The sequence below is a fragment of the Pseudomonas resinovorans NBRC 106553 genome (assembly GCF_000412695.1).
Lineage (GTDB): Bacteria > Pseudomonadota > Gammaproteobacteria > Pseudomonadales > Pseudomonadaceae > Metapseudomonas > Metapseudomonas resinovorans_A.
Genome location: NC_021499.1, coordinates 2,573,091 through 2,592,871 on the forward strand (window position 1 = coordinate 2,573,091; position 19,781 = coordinate 2,592,871).

20 protein-coding genes are annotated in these 19,781 nt (G+C 65.6%); 13 read left to right on the forward strand and 7 right to left on the reverse strand.

The window, feature by feature from the left end; all coding sequences use genetic code 11:
- Window positions 1–5: 5 nt before the first annotated feature.
- From PCA10_RS11555 to qhpR, 6 genes are all read right to left on the reverse strand, one after another.
- Window positions 6–257, reverse strand: coding sequence for a hypothetical protein (locus PCA10_RS11555; RefSeq protein WP_016492260.1), 252 nt, complete (start codon window positions 255–257; stop codon window positions 6–8).
- A complete protein-coding gene (locus PCA10_RS11560) occupies window positions 254–721 on the reverse strand; it encodes a BRO-N domain-containing protein (protein ID WP_016492261.1) in 468 nt (155 codons plus the stop codon). The genes PCA10_RS11555 and PCA10_RS11560 overlap by 4 nt, the downstream gene beginning before the upstream one ends.
- Window positions 722–1,213: 492 nt before the next feature.
- Window positions 1,214–1,600, reverse strand: coding sequence for a cupin domain-containing protein (locus PCA10_RS11565; RefSeq protein ID WP_016492262.1), 387 nt, complete (start codon window positions 1,598–1,600; stop codon window positions 1,214–1,216).
- A gap of 72 nt (window positions 1,601–1,672) precedes the next feature.
- A complete protein-coding gene (locus PCA10_RS11570) occupies window positions 1,673–2,485 on the reverse strand; it encodes an AraC family transcriptional regulator (RefSeq protein ID WP_016492263.1) in 813 nt (270 codons plus the stop codon).
- Window positions 2,486–2,941: 456 nt separating this feature from the next.
- Entirely contained in the window at window positions 2,942–4,303 is a 1,362-nt protein-coding gene (locus tag PCA10_RS11575) for an NAD(P)/FAD-dependent oxidoreductase (protein ID WP_016492264.1), read from the reverse strand.
- 234 nt (window positions 4,304–4,537) lie between these two features.
- Window positions 4,538–5,533, reverse strand: a complete 996-nt coding sequence (gene qhpR, locus PCA10_RS11580; protein WP_041770224.1) for an AraC-like transcriptional regulator QhpR — start codon at window positions 5,531–5,533, stop codon at window positions 4,538–4,540.
- A 472-nt stretch (window positions 5,534–6,005) separates the two neighbouring features.
- Between qhpR and PCA10_RS11585 the strand changes: the two genes are divergently transcribed.
- The 13 genes from PCA10_RS11585 to PCA10_RS11645 all read left to right on the forward strand — a co-directional run bounded on the left by PCA10_RS11585 (window position 6,006) and on the right by PCA10_RS11645 (window position 18,664).
- Complete coding sequence (locus tag PCA10_RS11585) at window positions 6,006–7,367, forward strand: DUF1329 domain-containing protein (protein WP_016492266.1); 1,362 nt, start codon at window positions 6,006–6,008, stop codon at window positions 7,365–7,367.
- 20 nt (window positions 7,368–7,387) lie between these two features.
- On the forward strand, window positions 7,388–9,241 hold the full coding sequence (locus tag PCA10_RS11590; RefSeq protein WP_016492267.1) for a DUF1302 domain-containing protein: 1,854 nt from the start codon (window positions 7,388–7,390) through the stop codon (window positions 9,239–9,241).
- Window positions 9,242–9,324: 83 nt separating this feature from the next.
- Window positions 9,325–11,685, forward strand: a complete 2,361-nt coding sequence (locus PCA10_RS11595) for an efflux RND transporter permease subunit (protein ID WP_016492268.1) — start codon at window positions 9,325–9,327, stop codon at window positions 11,683–11,685.
- 15 nt (window positions 11,686–11,700) lie between these two features.
- Window positions 11,701–12,645: a WD40/YVTN/BNR-like repeat-containing protein gene (locus PCA10_RS11600; RefSeq protein ID WP_016492269.1), complete on the forward strand. Its 945-nt coding sequence runs from the start codon at window positions 11,701–11,703 to the stop codon at window positions 12,643–12,645.
- 116 nt (window positions 12,646–12,761) lie between these two features.
- Window positions 12,762–13,982, forward strand: coding sequence for an amine dehydrogenase large subunit (locus PCA10_RS11605; RefSeq protein WP_016492270.1), 1,221 nt, complete (start codon window positions 12,762–12,764; stop codon window positions 13,980–13,982).
- The gene (locus PCA10_RS11610; RefSeq protein ID WP_016492271.1) at window positions 13,976–14,542 is read left to right on the forward strand and encodes a MauE/DoxX family redox-associated membrane protein; all 567 of its coding nucleotides are present in this window, start codon (window positions 13,976–13,978) and stop codon (window positions 14,540–14,542) included. The genes PCA10_RS11605 and PCA10_RS11610 overlap by 7 nt, the downstream gene beginning before the upstream one ends.
- Window positions 14,539–15,168, forward strand: coding sequence for a methylamine dehydrogenase accessory protein MauD (mauD, locus tag PCA10_RS11615; protein ID WP_016492272.1), 630 nt, complete (start codon window positions 14,539–14,541; stop codon window positions 15,166–15,168). The genes PCA10_RS11610 and mauD overlap by 4 nt, the downstream gene beginning before the upstream one ends.
- A gap of 8 nt (window positions 15,169–15,176) precedes the next feature.
- Window positions 15,177–15,695 (forward strand): methylamine dehydrogenase light chain, encoded by a 519-nt coding sequence (locus tag PCA10_RS11620; RefSeq protein ID WP_041770661.1) that lies wholly within the window; start codon window positions 15,177–15,179, stop codon window positions 15,693–15,695.
- Between the two features lie 3 nt (window positions 15,696–15,698).
- The gene (locus PCA10_RS11625) at window positions 15,699–16,127 is read left to right on the forward strand and encodes a c-type cytochrome (protein WP_016492274.1); all 429 of its coding nucleotides are present in this window, start codon (window positions 15,699–15,701) and stop codon (window positions 16,125–16,127) included.
- Between the two features lie 25 nt (window positions 16,128–16,152).
- Entirely contained in the window at window positions 16,153–16,788 is a 636-nt protein-coding gene (locus PCA10_RS11630; protein ID WP_016492275.1) for a c-type cytochrome, read from the forward strand.
- A 38-nt stretch (window positions 16,789–16,826) separates the two neighbouring features.
- The gene (locus PCA10_RS11635; RefSeq protein WP_016492276.1) at window positions 16,827–17,534 is read left to right on the forward strand and encodes an NAD(P)H-dependent oxidoreductase; all 708 of its coding nucleotides are present in this window, start codon (window positions 16,827–16,829) and stop codon (window positions 17,532–17,534) included.
- Between the two features lie 69 nt (window positions 17,535–17,603).
- Window positions 17,604–18,119: a hypothetical protein gene (locus tag PCA10_RS11640; RefSeq protein WP_016492277.1), complete on the forward strand. Its 516-nt coding sequence runs from the start codon at window positions 17,604–17,606 to the stop codon at window positions 18,117–18,119.
- 65 nt (window positions 18,120–18,184) lie between these two features.
- Window positions 18,185–18,664 carry a VOC family protein gene (locus PCA10_RS11645; RefSeq protein WP_016492278.1) on the forward strand — a complete coding sequence of 160 codons (480 nt, stop codon included), beginning with the start codon at window positions 18,185–18,187 and terminating at the stop codon, window positions 18,662–18,664.
- A 71-nt stretch (window positions 18,665–18,735) separates the two neighbouring features.
- Here PCA10_RS11645 and PCA10_RS11650 read toward each other — a convergent pair whose 3' ends face one another.
- Complete coding sequence (locus PCA10_RS11650; RefSeq protein WP_016492279.1) at window positions 18,736–19,770, reverse strand: sensor domain-containing diguanylate cyclase; 1,035 nt, start codon at window positions 19,768–19,770, stop codon at window positions 18,736–18,738.
- Window positions 19,771–19,781 lie beyond the last annotated feature (11 nt).

The window sequence follows — 19,781 nt, forward strand, 5'->3', positions numbered from 1 at the left end:
TCAACTCACAGCGAACTCAACGGCCATTTCTCGCTCTTCGCCAACTGCCAGAAATCCTCCTGGCTGCTGCGCGACAGAAGAATGACCGCTTCCATCACCGCGCCTTCACGGTATTCATTGAGATAGGGTCCGGGAATGCAGGGCCGGAGCCCCGCGTTGTCCAGCAGCACCTCCGCCAGCACCTGCACCGTATGCAGCCGCGAATCCAGCCGGTTCACCAGCTCCCGCAGCCGGCGTTCGCTCAGTTCCTCGCTCATACCGACGCCTCCTTGTTTGAGCCGATGAAGGCCGGCAGATCGCGCCAGGCCACCCACACCTCGCCCTGCCAGCGCACCACACCGATTCGCCGGCCTTCATAGCTCAGCGCGTCCCGGCGCGGCGCCGCATCCGGCTCCCGGTGATAGTCATGCAGCGTTGGCACCAGCACCTCGCTGAGCCAGCGGCCGATCTGGCTTTGGGCTAGCTCGCCGAACAGGAACAACGCCTTGTAGGCACCGATATCGCTGATGGCGGTGGCGTCTTCATGGAAGTCGTGGGTGTAGCCGAGGCGGAGGGTTTGCTGCTCGTGGGGCTCCAGGGCCTGGAGCAGGGATTGGGCGTCGGGAAGGTCGATCAGCCGCGCGAAATCATGGGCGATGAACCAGGGCTGGTTGTCGACCATCAGGGCGCGCAGGCGCTGGTGGTGGTGATGGAAAACGAGAGGGGTGTATGCGTCGTGCATGATTAATCTCCAATGTTGAGTTGAAGACCACCGCCCACGCTGTCATCGAGGGTGGCAAGTCACGCGGGGTTGACAGACCGGCAACATTGGAACCGGCAGATCGCGAGGATCTCCCCGCGCGACCTGCCATAGAGCAGTGCAGCTATTAGCTGCATGCGTGCAAGAGCCTGCAAAAAACGTCCGCCGTCTTTCGCATGCACCCTGCGGCGCGATCGCGCCAATGTTGTTTCGGGCTGTCAAACCCGGCCACGGGATTGACCGTGACGGAGGGGACACTAGCCAGGGCGCGCGTAGGGCCTCAAGGCTAACGAGGTGTAGGAAAGGTCTCTGTAGGCCAGAGAAAAGATATGCGGAAATATCTGTAGGACGAGACCGCGCGGGCAGCGCTGTTGCGCTGGCCCGCCGGCTTTTTCGTGTTTGGTGGGACCAGCGCTATCCGACTTGAAGTGATCTCGAGTGCAGGGCTTTCATTTCGAGTCGGCCTGTAACCGGCTATATCCAGACATCGCTCTCTGCCGTGCGATCCCCAGCCGCTTCGCCGGTGTTCACCACACCGCGGGGCTCTATGAGCATCAACAACACCTCCTCCTGGGCGTAAGGCTTGTGCTCGACACCTTTCGGCACAACGAACAAGTCGCCGCTGCCGAGCACCACGTGCCGGTCCCGGAAGTCGATGCGCAGCTGGCCCTCGATCACAAAGAAAGCCTCGTCCGTTTCCGCGTGAGAGTGCCAGACGAAGTCACCCTGGATACGTACGACCTTGAATTGGTAGTCGTTCATTTCCGCAACGACCTTGGGTGACCACTGCTCAGTGACGAGTGAGAGCTTCTGAAGGAGGTTGATCGGCTGCTGGTTGAGCTGCGAGAGGGGGCTGGGCATGGTTGGCTCCTCGTGTTGGCTTTCCATGAGCCTACCCACCCGCTCCAGGGGCCTCTTGTACGATCCTGCAACCTAGAGGGATTTCAGGAGCAACAACCAGCGTGCCGGTGAAAGCCCGAAGGTATTGCGGAACTGGCGTGTCATATGGCTCTGATCGTAGAAGCCTGCGGCGAGGGCGGCATCTGCGAGGTCAGAGCCGGACAACAGAAGATCACGACAGATATCCAGGCGGCGCATGGTCACGTAGCGATACGGGCTGGTTCCATAAAGCGCACGAAAGTCCCGGGACAGGCTGCTTTGATCCCGCCCGCTGATCCGCTCCAGTTCTTCGATCGTCATGCTCGCGCCGTTCATGTCCAGAATGTATGACCGGGCGCGCTCGGCGGCTTGATAGTCGATGGCGCGACGGCCCCGGCCTTTTCCCGCTGCTGCCTCCAGTGCGTGAGCCAGATCATGGATGGCGTCGTCCTCCTCCAGCGACTCGACGGGGCGTTCCATTGCCTGCATGAGCGAGTCGATCGCTCGAAGAACTCGTACGTCGTTGGATAGACCGTCTGCGACAAACGGAAGGGCCTTGCCGCCCAGTGCCTGCTGGATCAGCACCGGGTCTATGTAGAGCATGCGATAACGGAAACCCTCATCGGTACCGGCCCTGCCATCGTGAAGCTCATCCGGGTGAAGCACCATCGCTCCGCCGGGAAGGCTGTGCCGCATCCCGCCGCGATAGCGAAAGCTTTGTACGCCGGACATCGTTAGACCGATGGCATAGGTGTCGTGCCGATGGGGCTCGTAACCATGACCGCTGAAATAGGCTTCGATTCGTTCCACTTTGCTTGGAAAGTGACTTTGAAGCATCCAGTCTCGCCTGGCGGAACCTGCACTCATTGCGCTGACCTCCCAGCTTCATCTAGTGGTCTGGGCAACGATAAATCGCTTTGGCTGCAGTGTCCCTGTCATTAGTCGCTTGCAAGAAAACGACCTTGGCCACTGAGCGCCCGCTTCTGGCGGGTTAGCGACGGTCTGACTTCGACCGCCGCTGTGGACTGCTCCGCCATTTCCAAGGCGTCATAGACCTCAATCCCCAGGTATCGGACGGTGCTCTCAAGCTTCGTATGGCCGAGCAGGAGTTTTCGGGTTGTCCGAGGAGCGGACCCTATGATGCGGTCCAACGAGTTTTCGCAGCCAGCAGTAACTTGCTGCGGCTATCTATTGGTAAGTCGGAAATGGTCAGTTGCAGCCGGTCGCGGATGGCTGCTATCGGCCAGAGCGGACGGAATTCGTCTCGCTGGAGTAGCCTCATGTACCGACGTTCCGGGGCCGCATGATGCCAGCGCGGTTCTGTCATCTGCCTTGCAGGCTTCGCTCTTCCCACCAGTCGAACGCCTGGAGCGCCCTGCGGGCCACTCGGCCAGCGACGAAGGACAGCGTGTCGTTGGGCATGGAGATGGATTTTCTGTTCACGATCCAGAAGTCCGTCAGTTCGGTTTTCCGGCCATCGAGCAGGTCCGCGATGGTTCGGCCGTTGAGGTGCGTCAGCGCTACGCCGTGGCCAAAGCAGCCGCCGGAATAGATGATGCGTTCGTCATCGACGAAGCTGATCTCGGGGACCATGTCGACGTTCACCGAGACGGGGCCGCCCCATCGATAGGCGATTCGTACGTCCTTCAGTTGCGGGTAGATCCACTTCAAATGGGCTTCGCAGTGCTGCCAGCTCATGGGCGAGGACACTTCGTCCATGGCGGGTGTCCGGTAGACCATCGCGTTGCCCCCACCCATGACGATGCGGCCGTCGGCGGTCGGGCGGTAGTAATGCAGCAGTTGCCGGTTGTCGCCGAATGCCTGTCGGTCCTTCCAGCCGATGCTCTCCCATTGCTCCGCGGTGAGGCGCTCGGTGACGACCTGATAGGTCCAGAGGGGGTACTGCCGGTTCTGCAGCCTGCGGGTGTCCGGCACCTGGCGGGAGTAGGCGTTGGTGGCGACCACGAGCTTGTCGGCGGTGATCTTGCCACCGGGCGTCTTCAGCACGATGTCCGAGGCGGTCCTTTCAATGTCGGTGACCGGGCTGGTTTCGTGGATTGAAACACCCGCCGATTCGGCCAGGCGCTTGAGTTCTCGAACCTGCTTGCACGGGTTGAGGTTGCCGGTGTTGGACTCATAGATCCCACCGGTGAAGCGCTCGGAGTGGAAGTCCTGCTGAACCCGGGACTTGTCCTGCCACGTGAGATCCCCGGCGATGCCCAGCTGCTGGAGCAGCTCATGGGTTTTCTGCAGGCGGCCCATCTGCTTCCCGGAGTAGCTGATGCGAACCATGCCGGTATGGCGGTAATCCGATTGCAGACCTTGCGCCTCGATCAGGTCTTTCGTGTGGGCGACCGCCTTGTCCAGGTAGTGGTGGGCATCGATCAGTTTCTGCTTGCCCCAGCGCAGCAGCACCATCTCGGGCTCGAGTCCGAAGAGCCGAGTACTGAAACCGGCGTTGCGGCCGCTGGCCCCGAAGCCGATGACGGCGGCTTCGAGTACCACGACGCGGGCGTTGGGGTTGTCCCGCTTGAACTGCCAGGCGGTGTTCAGGCCGGTGAAGCCGCCGCCGATGATGGCCACGTCCACCTTCAGGTCTTCCTTCAGGGGGCCGTTGGGCGAGTAGTGCCCATAGTCGTGCTGCCAGAAGGACATGCTGTCCAGTCGCGGGTCTCGATGGGTCATGCTTTCACTCTCTGCCGGTGATGTGTCCGTCGGTTTGCCGGGATGGGGAGCGGAGTCTCGTTACATCCTTCGCTGGGATCTCCCGGGCCGACGTGAGCCAGGAAGGTCAGGGTAGCGGGCGGCTCAGGCGGTGAATTGGCAGGGGGTGCCAGGACTTTCAGCAGTTCGCGCCAGGCAGGCGCCGCTGGAGGGACGGTGCGCGCCGGGAAGGGGCAGGCACCTGGCTGGAGAACCTCAGGAGAGGGGGTGGTTGGCGGCGCGATACTGCTGCGGCGACTGCCCGGTCCAGCGCCGGAAGGCCCGGGTGAAGGAACCCGACTCGGAGTAGCCCACCAGCAAGGAAATCTCCGTCATGGAGTACTCCGAATCCTTCATGTAGGCGAGCGCCAGCTCCCGGCGTACATCTTCCACCAACGACGAGAACTCTATCCCGTGCTCCTTGAGGCGTCGCTGCAGTGTCCGCCGGCTGACGCCAAGCTGCTCGCAGATGTCGACCAGGGAGGGCACGCCGCTGCTCATGTCGGCGGCAATCATGCGGGTGATCTGCAGCAGCAGCTCATCCGGTATGTAGCGTTCGTGGCGTTCCTTTTCGAGGTAGGGCTCCAGAGCCTTGTACAGGCGCTCGTTGCCATGGGGCACCGGCAGGTTCAGTGTCTCGATGGGCAGGTAGATCCGATTGGTGGGCTGATTGAAGTACAGCGGGCACTGGAAGATGCGCTTGTGCTCCGACACGTCGGCCGGCCGGTCATGCTCGAAGTCGACGCGCGACGGCCGTATCGGGCTGTTGGTGATCAGGTTGAGCTGTCGGAAAGCCGAGGCAATGGCGAACTCGGAGTCCTGCCTTCGGTGAATGACGGTCGGGTCGGTCACCTGGTAGTCGACGTAGACGTAGCGGGCGTCCGTCTCGTAGGTGAAGCTCGACTCCTGGGCAAACACCACGATGAACTGGTGAAGCGTCTTCAGGACCTTTTCGACACTGGTTGCGCAGTGCAGGGCATGCCCGAGCGCGCCGAAATCATCCGCTTCGGTCTGGTTGCCGAGCACGAGCCCGATATTGGGGTTCGTCTTTCCGGCGGCCTCCCAGAGCGCCACGTACTGCTCGCCGGGAATCTCCACGTCCGCTCTTTCAAGTATCCGGGTGTCCAGTCCGACCGCGGCCAGATGTGGCGCGAAGACTTCGCTGAAGCGACGAAAGAAGTTCTCGGAGAGGACCGTACGCGCTGATCTCATGTGTTCCACAGCCTGTCTGTTTGTGTTGCCGCCGATCCCTCGTTGCCGGGCATGGGCAGCCGGCGCGGATCATCCACTGCCCGTTGCCCAAGGGCAATGAGTGGTGGTGGTGCCGGTGCCCCTTTTGTAGCCTCCCTGAAACCCATGGCACCGAATGCCAAACGGGCTGGCGCGAGCGGGCAATCCTTGGCGCCGGCCTTCCAATAATTTTGTGCCCAAGGTGAGCCTGAAGATTTTGGCCAGGTCGTGATGACTGGCCTCGTTTTCCCAGCGCAAGCAGGTCGCCCACCCGAACAAGAACAAGATTAGCGGGGCCGGTTCCATGACCGCAACGACACCCACTACCGACACGATGCCGGTATTCACGCAGCACGTCCCTTCCATGCCTCGGGCCTCGCCCTCTCGCTGACCCTTAGTGTTCGCGGAGTGCCGCGTTCCTGAAAGACCACAACAAAAACCTCAGGAGAAACCGATGAGATTCTTCCCGCGTTCCTTGCTGGGCGGCGCACTGTGCGCGCTGTTCGGCGCCACCGGCCTGCAGGCCGCCCCCTCGGTCGACGCCAGCCGTCTCGGCCGCGACCTCACCCCCATCGGCGCCGAAAAGGCCGGCAACGCCGATGGCAGCATTCCCGCCTGGGACGGTGGCCTGACCCGGGCGCCCGCCGGTTGGACACCGGGGCACGGCGACCCTTTCGCCGCCGATAAACCGCTGTATTCCATCGATGCCGGCAATCTCGCCCAGTACCAGGCGCAGGTACCGGAAGGGCAGGCGGCGCTGATCAAGGCCTATCCGGGTTATCGCCTGGATGTCTACCCGACTCACCGCAGTTGTGCGGTACCCGCCGAGGTGGCCGAGCGCACCCGCGCCAACGCCGGGCAGAGCCGTATCGGCGCCGATGGTTGGCGCCTGGAGCAGGCCGTGGGGGCGGCGGTGCCGTTCCCCATGCCGCAGAACGGCGTGGAGGTGCTGTGGAACTTCAAGCTGCGCTACATGGCCAAGGCGCGTCGGGCGCAGATCGCGCTGCTGATGCGGGAAAAGGGCGGCGACCTGTTCGAGGTCAAGCAGTGGGCCACCGAGTACTACCCCTACAACGACCCGGCGGTGAAGTCACCGGCGGACACCGACGGCATCGAGGCCAAGCTGCTCTACGACGTACTCTCGCCGTCGTCCCGCGCGGGCGAGATGTACCTGTTGCACAGCCTGCTGGACCGCCCCCAGGACGCCTGGATCTACTTCCCGGGGCAACGCCGGGTGCGCCGCGCACCATCCTTCGCCTACGACAACCCGGTTGCCGGCAGCGACAGCCTGTACTTCGTCGACCAGATCAACATGTTCACCGGTGCCCTGGACCGCTACGACTTCAAGCTGATCGGCAAGAAGGAAATGGTGGTGCCCTACAACTCCTACAAGCTGGTGGACAAGGCCAACAAGTACGAGGACCTGATGGGCCCGGACTACCTGAACCGCGACGTGCAGCGTTACGAGAAGCACCGCGTCTGGGTGGTCGAGGCGAGCGTCAAGGCTGACAAGCGCCACTCGTTCGCCAAGCGGGTGATGTACTTCGACGAAGACAGCTGGGGCCTCCTGCACGTGGACATCTTCGACGCCAAGGGCAATCTCTGGCGGGTCCAGGAAGGCAGCCAGTGGGCCGATCCCGGCATCCAGGCCTGCACCAGCTTCGAGTACGTCAGCTACGACCTGGTGGCGCGACGCTACCTGGCCGACGGCTTCACCCAGGAAGGCGAGGTCCTCGACCTGACCGCGGGCCTGGAAGGGCGCGTCACCGACAGCCTGTTCAACCCCAGCGAACTGCGCCGTCGCGGCGAGCGTTGATCGGACCGGAGAACCTCTCGATGAAGTACCGCAAGCAATGTGCGGCTCCGGCCGCGCAGGGAACGCCGTGTGCCCGCAATCTGCTCACCCTGGCCATGCTGGCAGCCTCCGGCGTGCTCTGGTCGCAGCCGGGCCAGGCGTTCACCTTCGGCTCCGAGGATGGCCTGTCGGGCAGTTTCGACTCGACGCTTTCCTATGGTTTCGCCACGCGCCTGGAATCCCCGGATTGCCGCCTGCTGGGCGGCGACAACGGCGGTTGCAACAACGGCACCAGCAACGAACTGGGCCGCTACTACAACCTCGGCCGGGGCAACGGCTACGCCAACGCCGACATCAACTACAGCAACGCCGACGACGGCAACCTGAACTACCACAAGCACGACGTGTTCTCCCACGTGATCAAGGGCACCCACGAGCTGAGCCTGAAGTTCGGCGACGGCTGGAGCGCACTGGGCCGGGTCGCCTGGGCCAAGGACTTCAAGATGGACAACACGCGGCGCACCGAGCTGGATGACCAGGCCAGACGCGACGCCACCGAGCGCTTCGACCTGCTGGACCTGTGGGTGGCGAAAAGCTTCGACATCGGCGACATGCCGGCCAAGGTCAAGGTCGGCAACCAGGTGATCAGCTGGGGCGAGGAGATCTTCGTCACCGGCGGCATCAACCAGATCAACGCCCTCAGCCTGCCCAAGTACCACACCCCGGGCACCCAGCTGAAAGAGGTGTTCATCCCCGCGCCCATGGCGTCCTTCAGCGTGGGCCTCACCGACACCCTGAGCATGGAGGGTTACTACCAGTTCAGATGGAACGCCTATGGCCTGGATCCGGTGGGCACCTACTTCTCCACCGCCGACATCGTGGGGGAGGGGCGGCGTCCCATCTATTACCCCACCGACTATGTGGACGGCCTCCTCGGCGCGGGGACCTGTGCCGCCGTTACGCCAACCGGTCACTGCGGCGATCCGCTGGTGAGCGGCCTGGACGATGCGACGCTGGTGGCCCTGGGGCTGGCCGTTCCCTACGGCGGCGAGCGTGAGGCGAAGAACAGCGGCCAGTACGGCCTGGCGCTGCGCTGGACCGCAGAGAGCATCGAGACCGAGTTCGGCTTCTACTACCAGCGCTACCACGACAAGCTGCCCTTCGTCGGCTACACGGCGCTGACCGATCCGGACAACCTGGTGGTGGACAATTTCTTCATCAACTACGGCGAAGACAAGGACCTGTTCGGCCTGTCCATGAACACCATGGTCGGTCCGGTGGCGGTGGCCGGCGAGCTGTCCTATCGACCCGACGACAGTGTCGGCGTCGACCCGACGGTGCCCTTCGGCCGGGCCTTCAGCGGCGGCTTCAATCCTAACAGCGTGTTCGATACCGGGGTCCACCGGGGCTTCGTCGAGGAGGAGAAGTGGCAGGCCAACGTCAACGCCATCTACAGCTTCTCGGCCAACGATCCGCTGGGCTTCATTCCCAGCAGCCTGGGCGCCTCCGACGGCTTCATCCTGGCCGAGGCGGTGGTCACCCGCTATCCGGGGCTGGATACCTCCGGCAAGACGCCGTACTTCCTGCCGGACTACTCGCTGCCGGACAAGACCAGCTGGGGTTATGTGGCCGAGATCGGCATCAACTACCCGGACCTGTTCGGCAGCGGCATCACCGTGACACCGCAGCTGGACTTCAGCCACGACGTCAACGGCACCACGCCTAACGCCATGCCCTTCGTCGAGGGGCGCAAGTCGCTCACCACCTCCGTGCTGTTCAACTACCGCGACCGCTGGAAGGGCAACCTGCAGTGGGTGCAGTACTGGGGTGGCGGTGGCAACAACCTGATGGCCGACCGCGACTTCCTCGCCGGCAGCCTTTCCTACTCGTTCTGACCCAGCGGTGGCCACGGGGCGCGTCGGCCGGAGTCAATCCGGCCCGGCGCGCCGCCGGGGCCTGCGTTGAATCGAGGCATTCCATGTTGGCTTCACTCGTATGGGCGCTCGAGCGCTTCTTCTTCCGCCAGCGTCTGGCAACCCTGGGCGTGCTGGCCGTCGTCACCCTGGTCATGGGGCTGTTCGCCCTGCGCCTGGAAATGTCGGCCGGCTTCGACAAGCAGCTGCCGCAGCAGCACGCCTTCATCAAGACCTTCAATCAGTACCGCGACGTCCTGTTCGGCGCCAACCGCATCATCGTGGTGCTGCACGCCAGGCAAGGCGACATCTGGAACAAGGAGGCGCTGACGCGCCTGCATGACCTCACCCAGGCGCTGTTCTTCATGCCGGGGATCGACCGGCGCAGCGTCACCTCGCTCTGGACGCCCAACACCCGTGCGGTGCAGATCACCGAGGAGGGCATGAAGGCCGAGGACGTGGTGGGTGGCGATGTCACCGTCGGCACCCTCGATGACCGGGCCATCGCCGGTATCCGCGAGCGCACCCTCGTCGGCGGTTTCGTCGGCAGCCTGGTGGCCAACGACCATTCGGGCGCCATGGTCATGGCCGAACTGGCGGACCCCGACCCGCAGACCGGCAAGCGCCTGAACTACCTCGCCTTCAGCCAGCAACTGGAAGATGAACTGCGCGCCCGCTTCGCCGATGGCGATTACGAGGTGCAGATCATCGGCTTCGCCAAGCAGATGGGCGATATCGGCGCGGGCGCCAGTAGCGTCGTCGGCTTCTTCTTCCTGGCCTTCGTGCTCACCGCGCTGGCGGTCTATTGGTACACCCGCTCCTGGGTGCTGACCTTCCTGCCGTTGTTCTGCTCGCTGGTGTCGGTGGTCTGGCAGTTCGGCACCCTGACCCTGCTGGGATACGGACTCGACCCGCTGGCGATCCTGGTGCCTTTCCTGGTGTTCGCCATCGGCGTGTCCCACGGGGTGCAACAGGTCAACTTCATTTCCCGGGAGGTCTGCGCCGGCGCCGATGGCATGACCGCCGCCCGCCGCAGCTTCGGCGGCCTGCTGATTCCCGGCACCCTGGCGCTGATCACCGCCTTCGTCGGCTTCGCCACCCTGGCCCTGGTGCCCATCCCGATGATCCGCGAACTGGCCATCACCGCCTCGGTGGGCGTGGCCTACAAGATCGTCACCAACCTCATCATGCTGCCGCTGCTGGCCAGCTACTTCCGCTTCGACGCCGCCTACGTGGCGCGGGTGGAGCGCCTGCGTCGCTGGCGTGACGGCGCCATGGTTCGCCTCGGGCGCATCGCCGAGCCACGCAATGCGGCCATCGGCAGCCTGTTGTGCCTGGGGCTGATGGTCCTGGCGGTGTGGCAGAGCCAGGGCCGCCATGTCGGCCACGTGCTGCCCGGCGCGCCGGAGCTGCGTGCGGACTCGCGCTACAACCAGGATGTGGAAAGCGTGGTCAGCCATTTCGCCCTCGGCCTGGATCTCTTCACCGTGGCGGTGGAAACCCCCGAAGGCGGTTGCTACCGCCACGACGTGATGACCTACGTGGACCGCCTCACCTGGTATCTGGGCAACGTCCCCGGCGTGCTCTCAGCCCAGTCGCTGCCGGCCCTGACCAAGCTGTCCGCCTCCGGCGTCAACGAGGGCAACCCGAAATGGGCCGCGCTGCCGCTGGACGAGCTCTCCCTGGGTGAAGCGGTGCGCCAGGTCCCCGAGGCCCTGCGCCTGTACAACGAGGACTGCACCCTGCTGCCGATCAACCTGTACCTGGCCGACCACAAGGCCAGCACCCTGAAGGAGGTGGTGCAGGCGGTGCAGCGCTATCGCGCCGAGCATTCCCTGGACGGCGTGACGGTGCGCCTGGCCAGCGGCAACGCCGGCGTGCAGGCGGCCACCAACGAAGTGGTGGAGACCTCCGAGCTGCCGATGATGCTCTACGTCTACCTGACCATCGTGCTGCTGGTGTTCCTCGTCTATCGCGACTGGCGGGCCATGGTCGCCTGCTGCCTGCCGCTGACCCTGGCCACCTTCCTCGGCTACTGGTTCATGAAGGCGCTGGATATCGGCCTGACCGTCGCCACCCTGCCGGTGATGGTGCTCGCGGTGGGCATAGGCGTGGATTACGCCTTCTACATCTACAACCGCCTGCAGATGCACCTGGCGCAAGGGCAGGACATCGTCAGCGCCTTCAAGCAGGGCCTGCGGGAAGTCGGCGTGGCCACGGTGTTCACCGCGCTCACCCTGTCGGTCGGCGTCGCCACCTGGTCCTTCTCGGCGCTGAAGTTCCAGGCCGACATGGGCCTGCTGCTCACCTTCATGTTCATGGTCAACATGATCATGGCCATCACCCTGCTGCCGGCTATCGCCGTGATGCTGGACACCCTGATTCCACGACGGGGGCCGGTACGCGCGCCCCTGCTCGCGCATTGAGAAGGAGGACCGTCGATGTCCGCGATTGAATCCCTGCGCCCGCTGTTAGTGGCGCTGATCCTGGCCGGTGCAGGCAGCGTGCAGGCCGAGGCGGGCGGCGCGTCGGCCATGCCCCTGGCCGCGCCGCAGTTCGCCCCGTTGGTAGCCGTGGCCCGCGCCGGCGAGCGCCTGGCCGCGGTGGGCGACCACGGCGTGGTGGTGCTCTCCGAGGATGGCGACACCTGGCGCCAGGCCCGCGCCGTGCCGGTGGACGGCCTGCTCACCGCCGTCAGCTTCGCCGATGCCGGGCACGGCTGGGCCGTAGGCCATGGCGGCCTGTTGCTGCGCAGCGAAGACGGCGGCGAGACCTGGGCCCGCCAAGCGGACCTGGAAGGCCAGCCCGTGTTGCTGTCGGTGTGGTTCGAGAATGCCCGCCACGGCATCGTCACCGGCGCCTACGGCTATGCCGCGCAAACCCGCGATGGCGGGAACAGCTGGCAGCGCCTGAACCTGGGCGCCGAGGGCGACGATTACCACCTCAACCAGGTCTTCCCCGGCCCCAAGGGCAGCCTCTTCATCGCCGGCGAGGCGGGCAATGCCTACCGCTCGAAGGATGGCGGCTCGACCTGGGAAACCCTGGATACCCGGGCCAGTGGCTCGCTGTGGACGGGGCTCGGGTTGCGTGACGGTCGCGTGTTGCTGGCGGGCATGAGCGGCCGCGTGTTGCTGAGCGACGACCAGGGCGACACCTGGCGCGAACTGGACAGCGGCGCCCACGAGGCCGTCACGGCCCTGGCCGAGTTGCCCGATGGGCGCGTGGCGCTGGTGGGCAACGGTGGACTGGTGGGCGTTTCGGACCGGGGGGTAGGGCGCTTCACCGCGACGATCCGCGACGACCGCCTGAACCTGGCCGCGCTGGCGCCCCGGGCCAACGGTGAGCTGCTGCTGTTCGGGCCCGCGGGCGTGCTGCCACGGCCCTGACGCCAGATGACAAACGGGGTGACGCGGCCCGCCAAGCCGGCGCCACGCCCCTGTCCCTAGACTGCAGGCTCGGCGCGACCCGCCGGGCCCTCGATTGACGCCATCGGAATGACCCCATGCTGAAGCCTTCATTGCGAAACCTGCTGTGCGGCCTGTCGCTTGCAGCCCTGGCGCTTCCCGCCGTGGCCACCTTCCAACCGGAGCAGGCCCATGTGGAAACGCTGGGGGACCACAAGGGCCAGGGCTGGTTCTGGATCTGGGGCAGCAACGCCCCCAACATGGTGGATGGCCGCGCCTACCTGTTCGACGACGACGGCCGCAACCTCGGCCAGTTGAACACCGGTATCTGGTCCAACGGCCTGGTCTTCTCCCGCACCCGCGACGAGCTCTACGCCGCCGAGATCCATTTCAGCCGTGGTGTGCGTGGCACCCGCTCGGACCTGGTGACGGTCTACGACGCCCGCACCCTGAGCCCGAAGCAGGAGATCGCCATTCCCGCCAAGCGGATGACGGCGCTGATCTCCACCGGGCTGAGTGTCCTCTCGGACGACGAGCGCTTCCTGCTGGTGCTCAACTTCACCCCGGCCCAGTCCATTTCCATCGTCGACCTGGAATCCCGGCGCTTCGTTGGCGAAGTGCCGACACCGGGCTGCGCCTCCATCTATCCGGCCGGCCCGCGCGATTTCTACGCCATCTGCGGTAATGGCGGCTTCTTCCACCTCGGCCTCGACGACGCCGGGCAGGTACGCGTGCAATCGCGCACCGCGCCGGCGTTCGATCCGCTGAAGGACCTGATCCTCACCACCGGCGTGCGCCATGGCGACACCTGGTACTTCGTCTCCCAGCAGAACCACGCCTACGGCATCCGCATGACGCCCGACGGCATCGAGACCACGCGGCAGTGGTCCCTGGTCAGCGACGAGGAGCGCGCCGATGGCTGGGGCGTGGCCGGCAACCATGGCACGGCGTTGCACGAACGCAGCGGGCGCCTGTTCGTGCTGATGCACCAGGACAAGCCGGAGAACTACCAGAAGCCGGGCACCGAGGTCTGGGTCTACGACGTCGCCACGCAACGGCGCCTGGCGCGGGTCGAACTGGAGGAGCAGAGCACCGCCATCGGCGTCAGCCAGGGCGAGCGGCCGCGCTTGTACAGCCTCGATTGGCTGGTGCCCATGCCCAGCCTGTTCACCGCCTGGATCTACCTGACCGAGGGCGAGGCCGGCCTGGGGCCGCTGCTGCGCCAGGGCATCAACCTCTACGACGCCGACAGCGGCGAGCACCTGCGCAGCATCGGCGATATCCCCCTGGGCTTCATGAACCTGGTGGCGCCATGGTGATCGCGGCCTTTCTCCAGGACCCCCTGGTCCACTTCGCCAGCGCGGGCGGCCTGTCGTTGCTGCTGGGCTCCGCCGGCCTGCACAAGGTCCGCGACGGCCAGGGCTTCGCCCTGGTGCTGCGGGGCTACGGTGCGGCGTTCGGCGGCCCACTGATGAAGCTGAACGGGCTGTTCAAGGTGCTGGTGCCGGCCCTCGAACTGCTGGCTGCCGCCGGCGTCGTGGCGAGTGTCTGGTGGCCCCTGGCGGCTTTGCCAGCCGTGGCGCTGCTGGCGCTCTATGCCGTGGTGCTCGCCCTGGCGGCGAGGCGCGGAGCGGCAATCCAGGACTGTGGCTGCCACTGGGGCGGCCGCCCCCAGGCGCCCGGTTTGGCCCTGGCGCTGCGCAACCTGGTGCTGCTGTTGCCCGCCCTGACCCTGCTGCTGCCGACCATGAGCCGCCCCCTGGTGTGGTTCGACGCCATCAGCCTGGCCGGCGCCCTGTGTGGCGGCCTGGCCCTCTACCTGCTGGCGAACCTGCTGGTCGCCAATCGGACTTCCCTGCACGAGTTGAACACGCCATGACCTACGCACTGATGATCTCCTGCATCTTCTCCTGGCTGACCACCCTGGGCCTGGCCATCGCCGTCTGGGCCCTGGCCCGCCAGATCGGCCTGCTGCACGAGCGCATCCGCCCGGTGGGTGCGCTGTCCCTGGGCAAGTCCATCAAGGCGGGCGAGACCGCGCCGCGCTTCAACCTGCCCAGCCTCACCGGCGGCTCGGTCAACCTGGGCGGGGCCAGCGAGCGGGGCCGGTCGACCCTGTTGTTCTTCCTCTCCGAGACCTGCCCGGTGTGCAAGACCCTGCTGCCGGTACTGCGCTCGGTACGCGGGCGGGAGGGGGCGCGGTTGCGCGTCGTGCTGGCCAGCGACGGTGAGGTCGCTGCCCATGAGGCCTTCATCGCCGCCCAGCGGCTTCAGGACTTCCCCTACCTGCTGTCCCGCGAGGTGGGCCTGGCCTACCAGATCAGCAAGCTGCCCTATGCGGTGCTGATCGACGCCGCCGGCAGCGTGGCCGCCCATGGCCTGGTCAACACCCGCGAGCACCTGGAAAGCCTGTTCGAGGCCCAGGCCCTGGGCGTGTCCTCGATCCAGGCCTGGCAGGCCTCGCGGCAGGCGGCCGAACCTTCCCTCTACCAGCAGGTGCACTGAACATGGCGATCCGATGGTTTGACGAAGCCACCGAACTCTTCACCCGGCGCACGGCGCGGGAAACCTCCCGGCGCGGGTTCCTTGGCGGGCTCGGCACGTTGCTGGCCGGCGTCGGCGCGACCACGCTGCTGCCGGTGTATCGCAGTAACGCCTTCGCCCAATCCGCCAGCGGCCTGGTGGCGGAGGGCGACTCCAACAGCTGCGACTACTGGCGCTACTGCGCCATCGACGGCTTCCTCTGTGGCTGCTGCGGCGGTTCGCCCACCAGTTGCCCGCCCGGCACCGTGCGCTCGGACATCACCTGGATCGGCACCTGCCGCAACCCGGCGGACGGCAAGGACTACGTGATCTCCTACAACGACTGCTGCGGCAAGGGCAATTGCGGACGCTGCGTGTGCCAGCGCGACGAAGGCGACACGCCGCTGTACCGGCCGCAGAGCTCCAACGACATCAACTGGTGCTCCGGCAGTCACGCAGACATGCCCTATCACTGCTCCCTGTCGGTGGTGATCGGGGTGAAGGAATAGGCCATGGGGCTTCCTGTGTTCGCCGCTCCGGTGCTCGCCGTGGCGCTGGTGATGGGGTCGCCCGGCGCGGCGGCCACCGAGCCGCGCCAGTTCGACTACATGCTCAATTGCCAGGGCTGTCATCTTCCCGATGGCAGCGGCAACCCGGCGCGGCAGGTGCCGGCCTTCCCGGGGCAGCTGGGCAAGTTCCTCGGCGTACCCGGCGGCCGCGAGTACCTGGTGCAGGTGCCGGGCTCGGCACTTTCGGGGCTCTCCGACGAGGCACTGGCGGACGTTCTCAACTGGATGCTGGAAACCTTCAGCGCGGCCGAGTTGCCGACCGGCTTCACCCCCTATACCGGCGCCGAACTGCACGCCTGGCGCCAGTCGCCCCCGGCGGATGTCGAGCGCGTACGCCGGGAACTGCTGGAGCGCATCGCCCGGCAAGAATAACAACAGCGCAAGGGAAACTGACCACATGAAGTACTGCATCTGCAGCGGCGCGCTCCTGCTCGCCGCGACCCTGCACGTCCAGGCCGGGCCGGTTCCGGCCGCCGCAACCCTGCAAACCTGCGCGGCCTGCCATGGCGATCGTGGCCAGGGCAACCCGGCCCTCGGCGCCCCCCGGTTGGCCGGCCAGCAGGCCGATTACCTCCTCCAGCAATTGCAGGGCTTCAAGACGGGCCGTCGAGGCTACGACGCGCGCGACAGCCATGGCGCCCAGATGCGTGCGGTGGTGGCGAACCTGGACGAGGCCGAATTCGCGTCCCTGGCCCTGCACTATGCCGGGCAGGACCTGGGTTCGGGCGGCGAGTCGAGCGTGGCCAATGCCGGCGGCAAGGCCGCCTATCAGGGCACTTGCGCCGCCTGCCACGGCCCCGTGGGTGACGGCTACGCACTCTTGAAGACACCCAACCTGCGCATCCTCGACGCCGCCTACCTGGAGCGCCAGCTCAGCCATTACGCCGAGGGCCTGCGCGGCGCCGATGCCCATGCCGACCAGCACGGCATCTGGATGCGGGGCATTTCCCTCCAGGTGGGGGGCGCGGCCGAGCGCAAGGCCATAGTCGACTACATCGGCACGCTGGCGCCGACCTCCGCTGCCGGGCAATGACTTCACCGTCCCATCACCACTCGCTGTCTGGAACAACCATGAATGTCCTGATCGTACATGCCCACCACGAACCCCGATCCTTCAACGCCGCCATGAAGAGCCTGGCGGCCGACCTGCTCCGTGGACAGGGCCATGAGGTCGTGGTTTCCGATCTTTATGCCCAGGGTTTCAACCCGGTTGCCACGGCAAACGACTTCGCCACCCGGGCCGATGCGGAGTACCTCGTCTACGCACTCGAGCAGCGCCACAGCCACGGCCAGGGAACCCTGGCCGCCGATATCCAGGTGGAACTGGACCGGATCAAGTGGGCGGACCTGATCATCTTCAACTTCCCGATCTACTGGTTCGGCATGCCGGCGATCATGAAGGGCTGGATCGACCGCGTGTTCGTCTCCGGCTACTGCTATGGCGGCAAGCGCATCTACGACCGGGGCGGCCTCAAGGGCAAGAAGGCGATGCTCTGCATCTCGCTGGGCGGTCAGCGCCACATGTTCGGTCCGGGTGCGGTGCATGGCGAGCTGGCCACGCTGTTGCAGCCCATCCAGCGCGGCATGCTGGCCTATGTCGGCCTCGAGGTGCTGCCGCCCTTCGTGGCCTATCACGTTCCCTACATCAGTGAAGCCGAGAGACGGGATTACCTGGAACAGTACCGCCAGCACCTGCTCGGCCTGCACCAGCTCCCGGCGCTGGAGTTTCCGTCCCTGGACGATTTCGATGACGCGCTCAGGCCCAGGAATGCCCTGTGATCGGCCGGGCGGTCCCGTTCGCCGGCCAGCGCGCCGAGCGTTGTCTTTCTCTATGAGGTGTTGATCGAAATGGCGTCCAAAGCCTTTATCAAGGGGTTCCGTCACGAGCTGGCCAACCGTGCCTTCGCGTTCCTGGCCATCGAGCGTATGGCCGAGCGGTTTGCGGGGCATGAGCACGGATTGTTCTGGAAGTCCTACCTGGACCTGGAGGTGTTCAATGGTCCGCGCTATGCACATGCCGCCAGGCGCTGGGGGCTGGGCACGGCGCCCGGACTGTTCACCCGGCTGAAAGCCTTGGCCGTGTCCTCGCTGCCCGCCAGGCTGCACGGGCCGTTGCTGAGGTTCATCTACCGCGAAACCCTGAAGTACCTCCAGTGGCTGAAAAAGCTGCGGCGCCAGGGGCCGGCGAATGCCAGGGGGTTCCTCGAGTACATGGTGGAGCAGGAGGAGGTGCAGCTTGAGATGATGCGGCTGGCCCTGGCGGGCCGCTATACCGAGATCGCGGGCTGCGCGGATGACTTCTTCCTTAAGTACGGCAGCTCGGTGCGGTTCTTCGATGGCGGCGCGGCGGACAGGCCTGGATGATCGGGTGCGCCCCAGGCTGGCTGCGCGACTAGAATCCATGTCGATCCCAATCGTGGAGAACCAGGATGACCAGCAAAAACACGATTTGCCTCTGGTATGACGACGCGGCGTTGGAGGCGGCGACCTTCTACGCGCAAACATTTCCGGACAGCTCGGTGGGCGCTATCTTCCGCGCGCCGGGCGACTATCCCTCGGGCAAGCAGGGCGATGTCCTGACGGTCGAGTTCACGGTGATGGGCATCCCGTGCCTGGGGCTCAACGGCGGGCCGGCGTTCAAGCACAACGAGGCCTTCTCGTTCCAGGTGGCCACCGACGACCAGGCCGAGACCGACCGCTTGTGGAACGCGATCGTCGGCAACGGTGGCCAGGAAAGCGCATGTGGCTGGTGCAAGGACAAGTGGGGCCTGTCGTGGCAGATCACGCCACGGGTGCTGACGGCCGCGATCGTTCATCCAGACCCGGCAGCGGCCAAGCGCGCCTTCGAGGCGATGATGGGCATGCAGAAGATCGATATCGCGGCGATCGAGGCGGCGCTGAAGGGCTGACCGGCGCTCAGGGGCCTGTCCTGAGCGCGGAGGTTTCTGCATCGAATGACCCAGGTGCCCCTTGCCCCGGCCTATGGGGCCTGGCGCTTGCGCTGCTGTTTCACCTTGTACATGGCGTGGTCCGCCAGCTTGATGGCGTCTTCCGCCGTCATGCTGTCCGGGGTCACCGCCACGACACCGACGCTCGCGCCCTTGTAGCTGAGGTCGTCGTGGCCGTGGCCCAAGGCATAGCGCCCGATCGTCGCCTGGGTCAGGCGAGCCTGCAGCAGGTCGGCGGCCTGTTGCATGCCGGCGGCCAGGTCCGCGTGCTCGGCCGGCGTGCCCAGGGCGAGCACGACGAATTCGTCGCCTCCGGTACGCCCGAGGATGTCGCTGGCCCGCAGGCCATGCTGCAGCTGGGCGGCCACGCCGCGCAGAAACTGGTCGCCGGCCTGGTGCCCGTAGGTGTCGTTGATGAGCTTGAAGCCATCCAGGTCGATGACCCCCACCAGCAGGTACTTGTGCTCCCGCTGGGCCAGGGCGAACAGGCGCGCGACGTCATTGAGGATGGCACGACGGTTGGAGAGGCCGGTCAAGGCGTCGGTCAGGGCCAGCTTGGCCAGTTCGGCGTTGGCGCTCTGGAGTTGATCCACCAGTTGCTCCCGTTCAAGGGAGTAGCTCAGCAACCCCGACAGCAGCATCAGCAGGGGCTCCACGTCCGGTGTGCGTGCCACCTGGTCCGAGCTGGCGGCGCAGACCGTCCCCAGTACCCGTCCGTCCTGGGACCGGATGGGGGCGCTCACGTAGGTACGGATACCCAGGGCCGCGGCGGCCTCCGAGTCTCCCCAGCATTCGGCGACGTTGTCCGAGTACAGGCGGTTTTCGTCCAGCGCCCGCTTGCACAGCGTATCCGCCCAGGGCACCACCAGCCCTTCGGGGATCACCATCTCGCCGATGTTGCGGGCGAACTCGACGCGCTGGACGCCTTCGTCGGTATCGATGGTGGTCAGGTAGGTCGATTCCATGCCGGTGACCTGGCTGAGCAGGGTCAGCAACGGCCGGGTGAGCTCCTCCAGCGTTCGGGCTTTGGGAACGGTTTCGCAGAGCAGGGAAATTATCGGGTCCATTGAGGCACTTC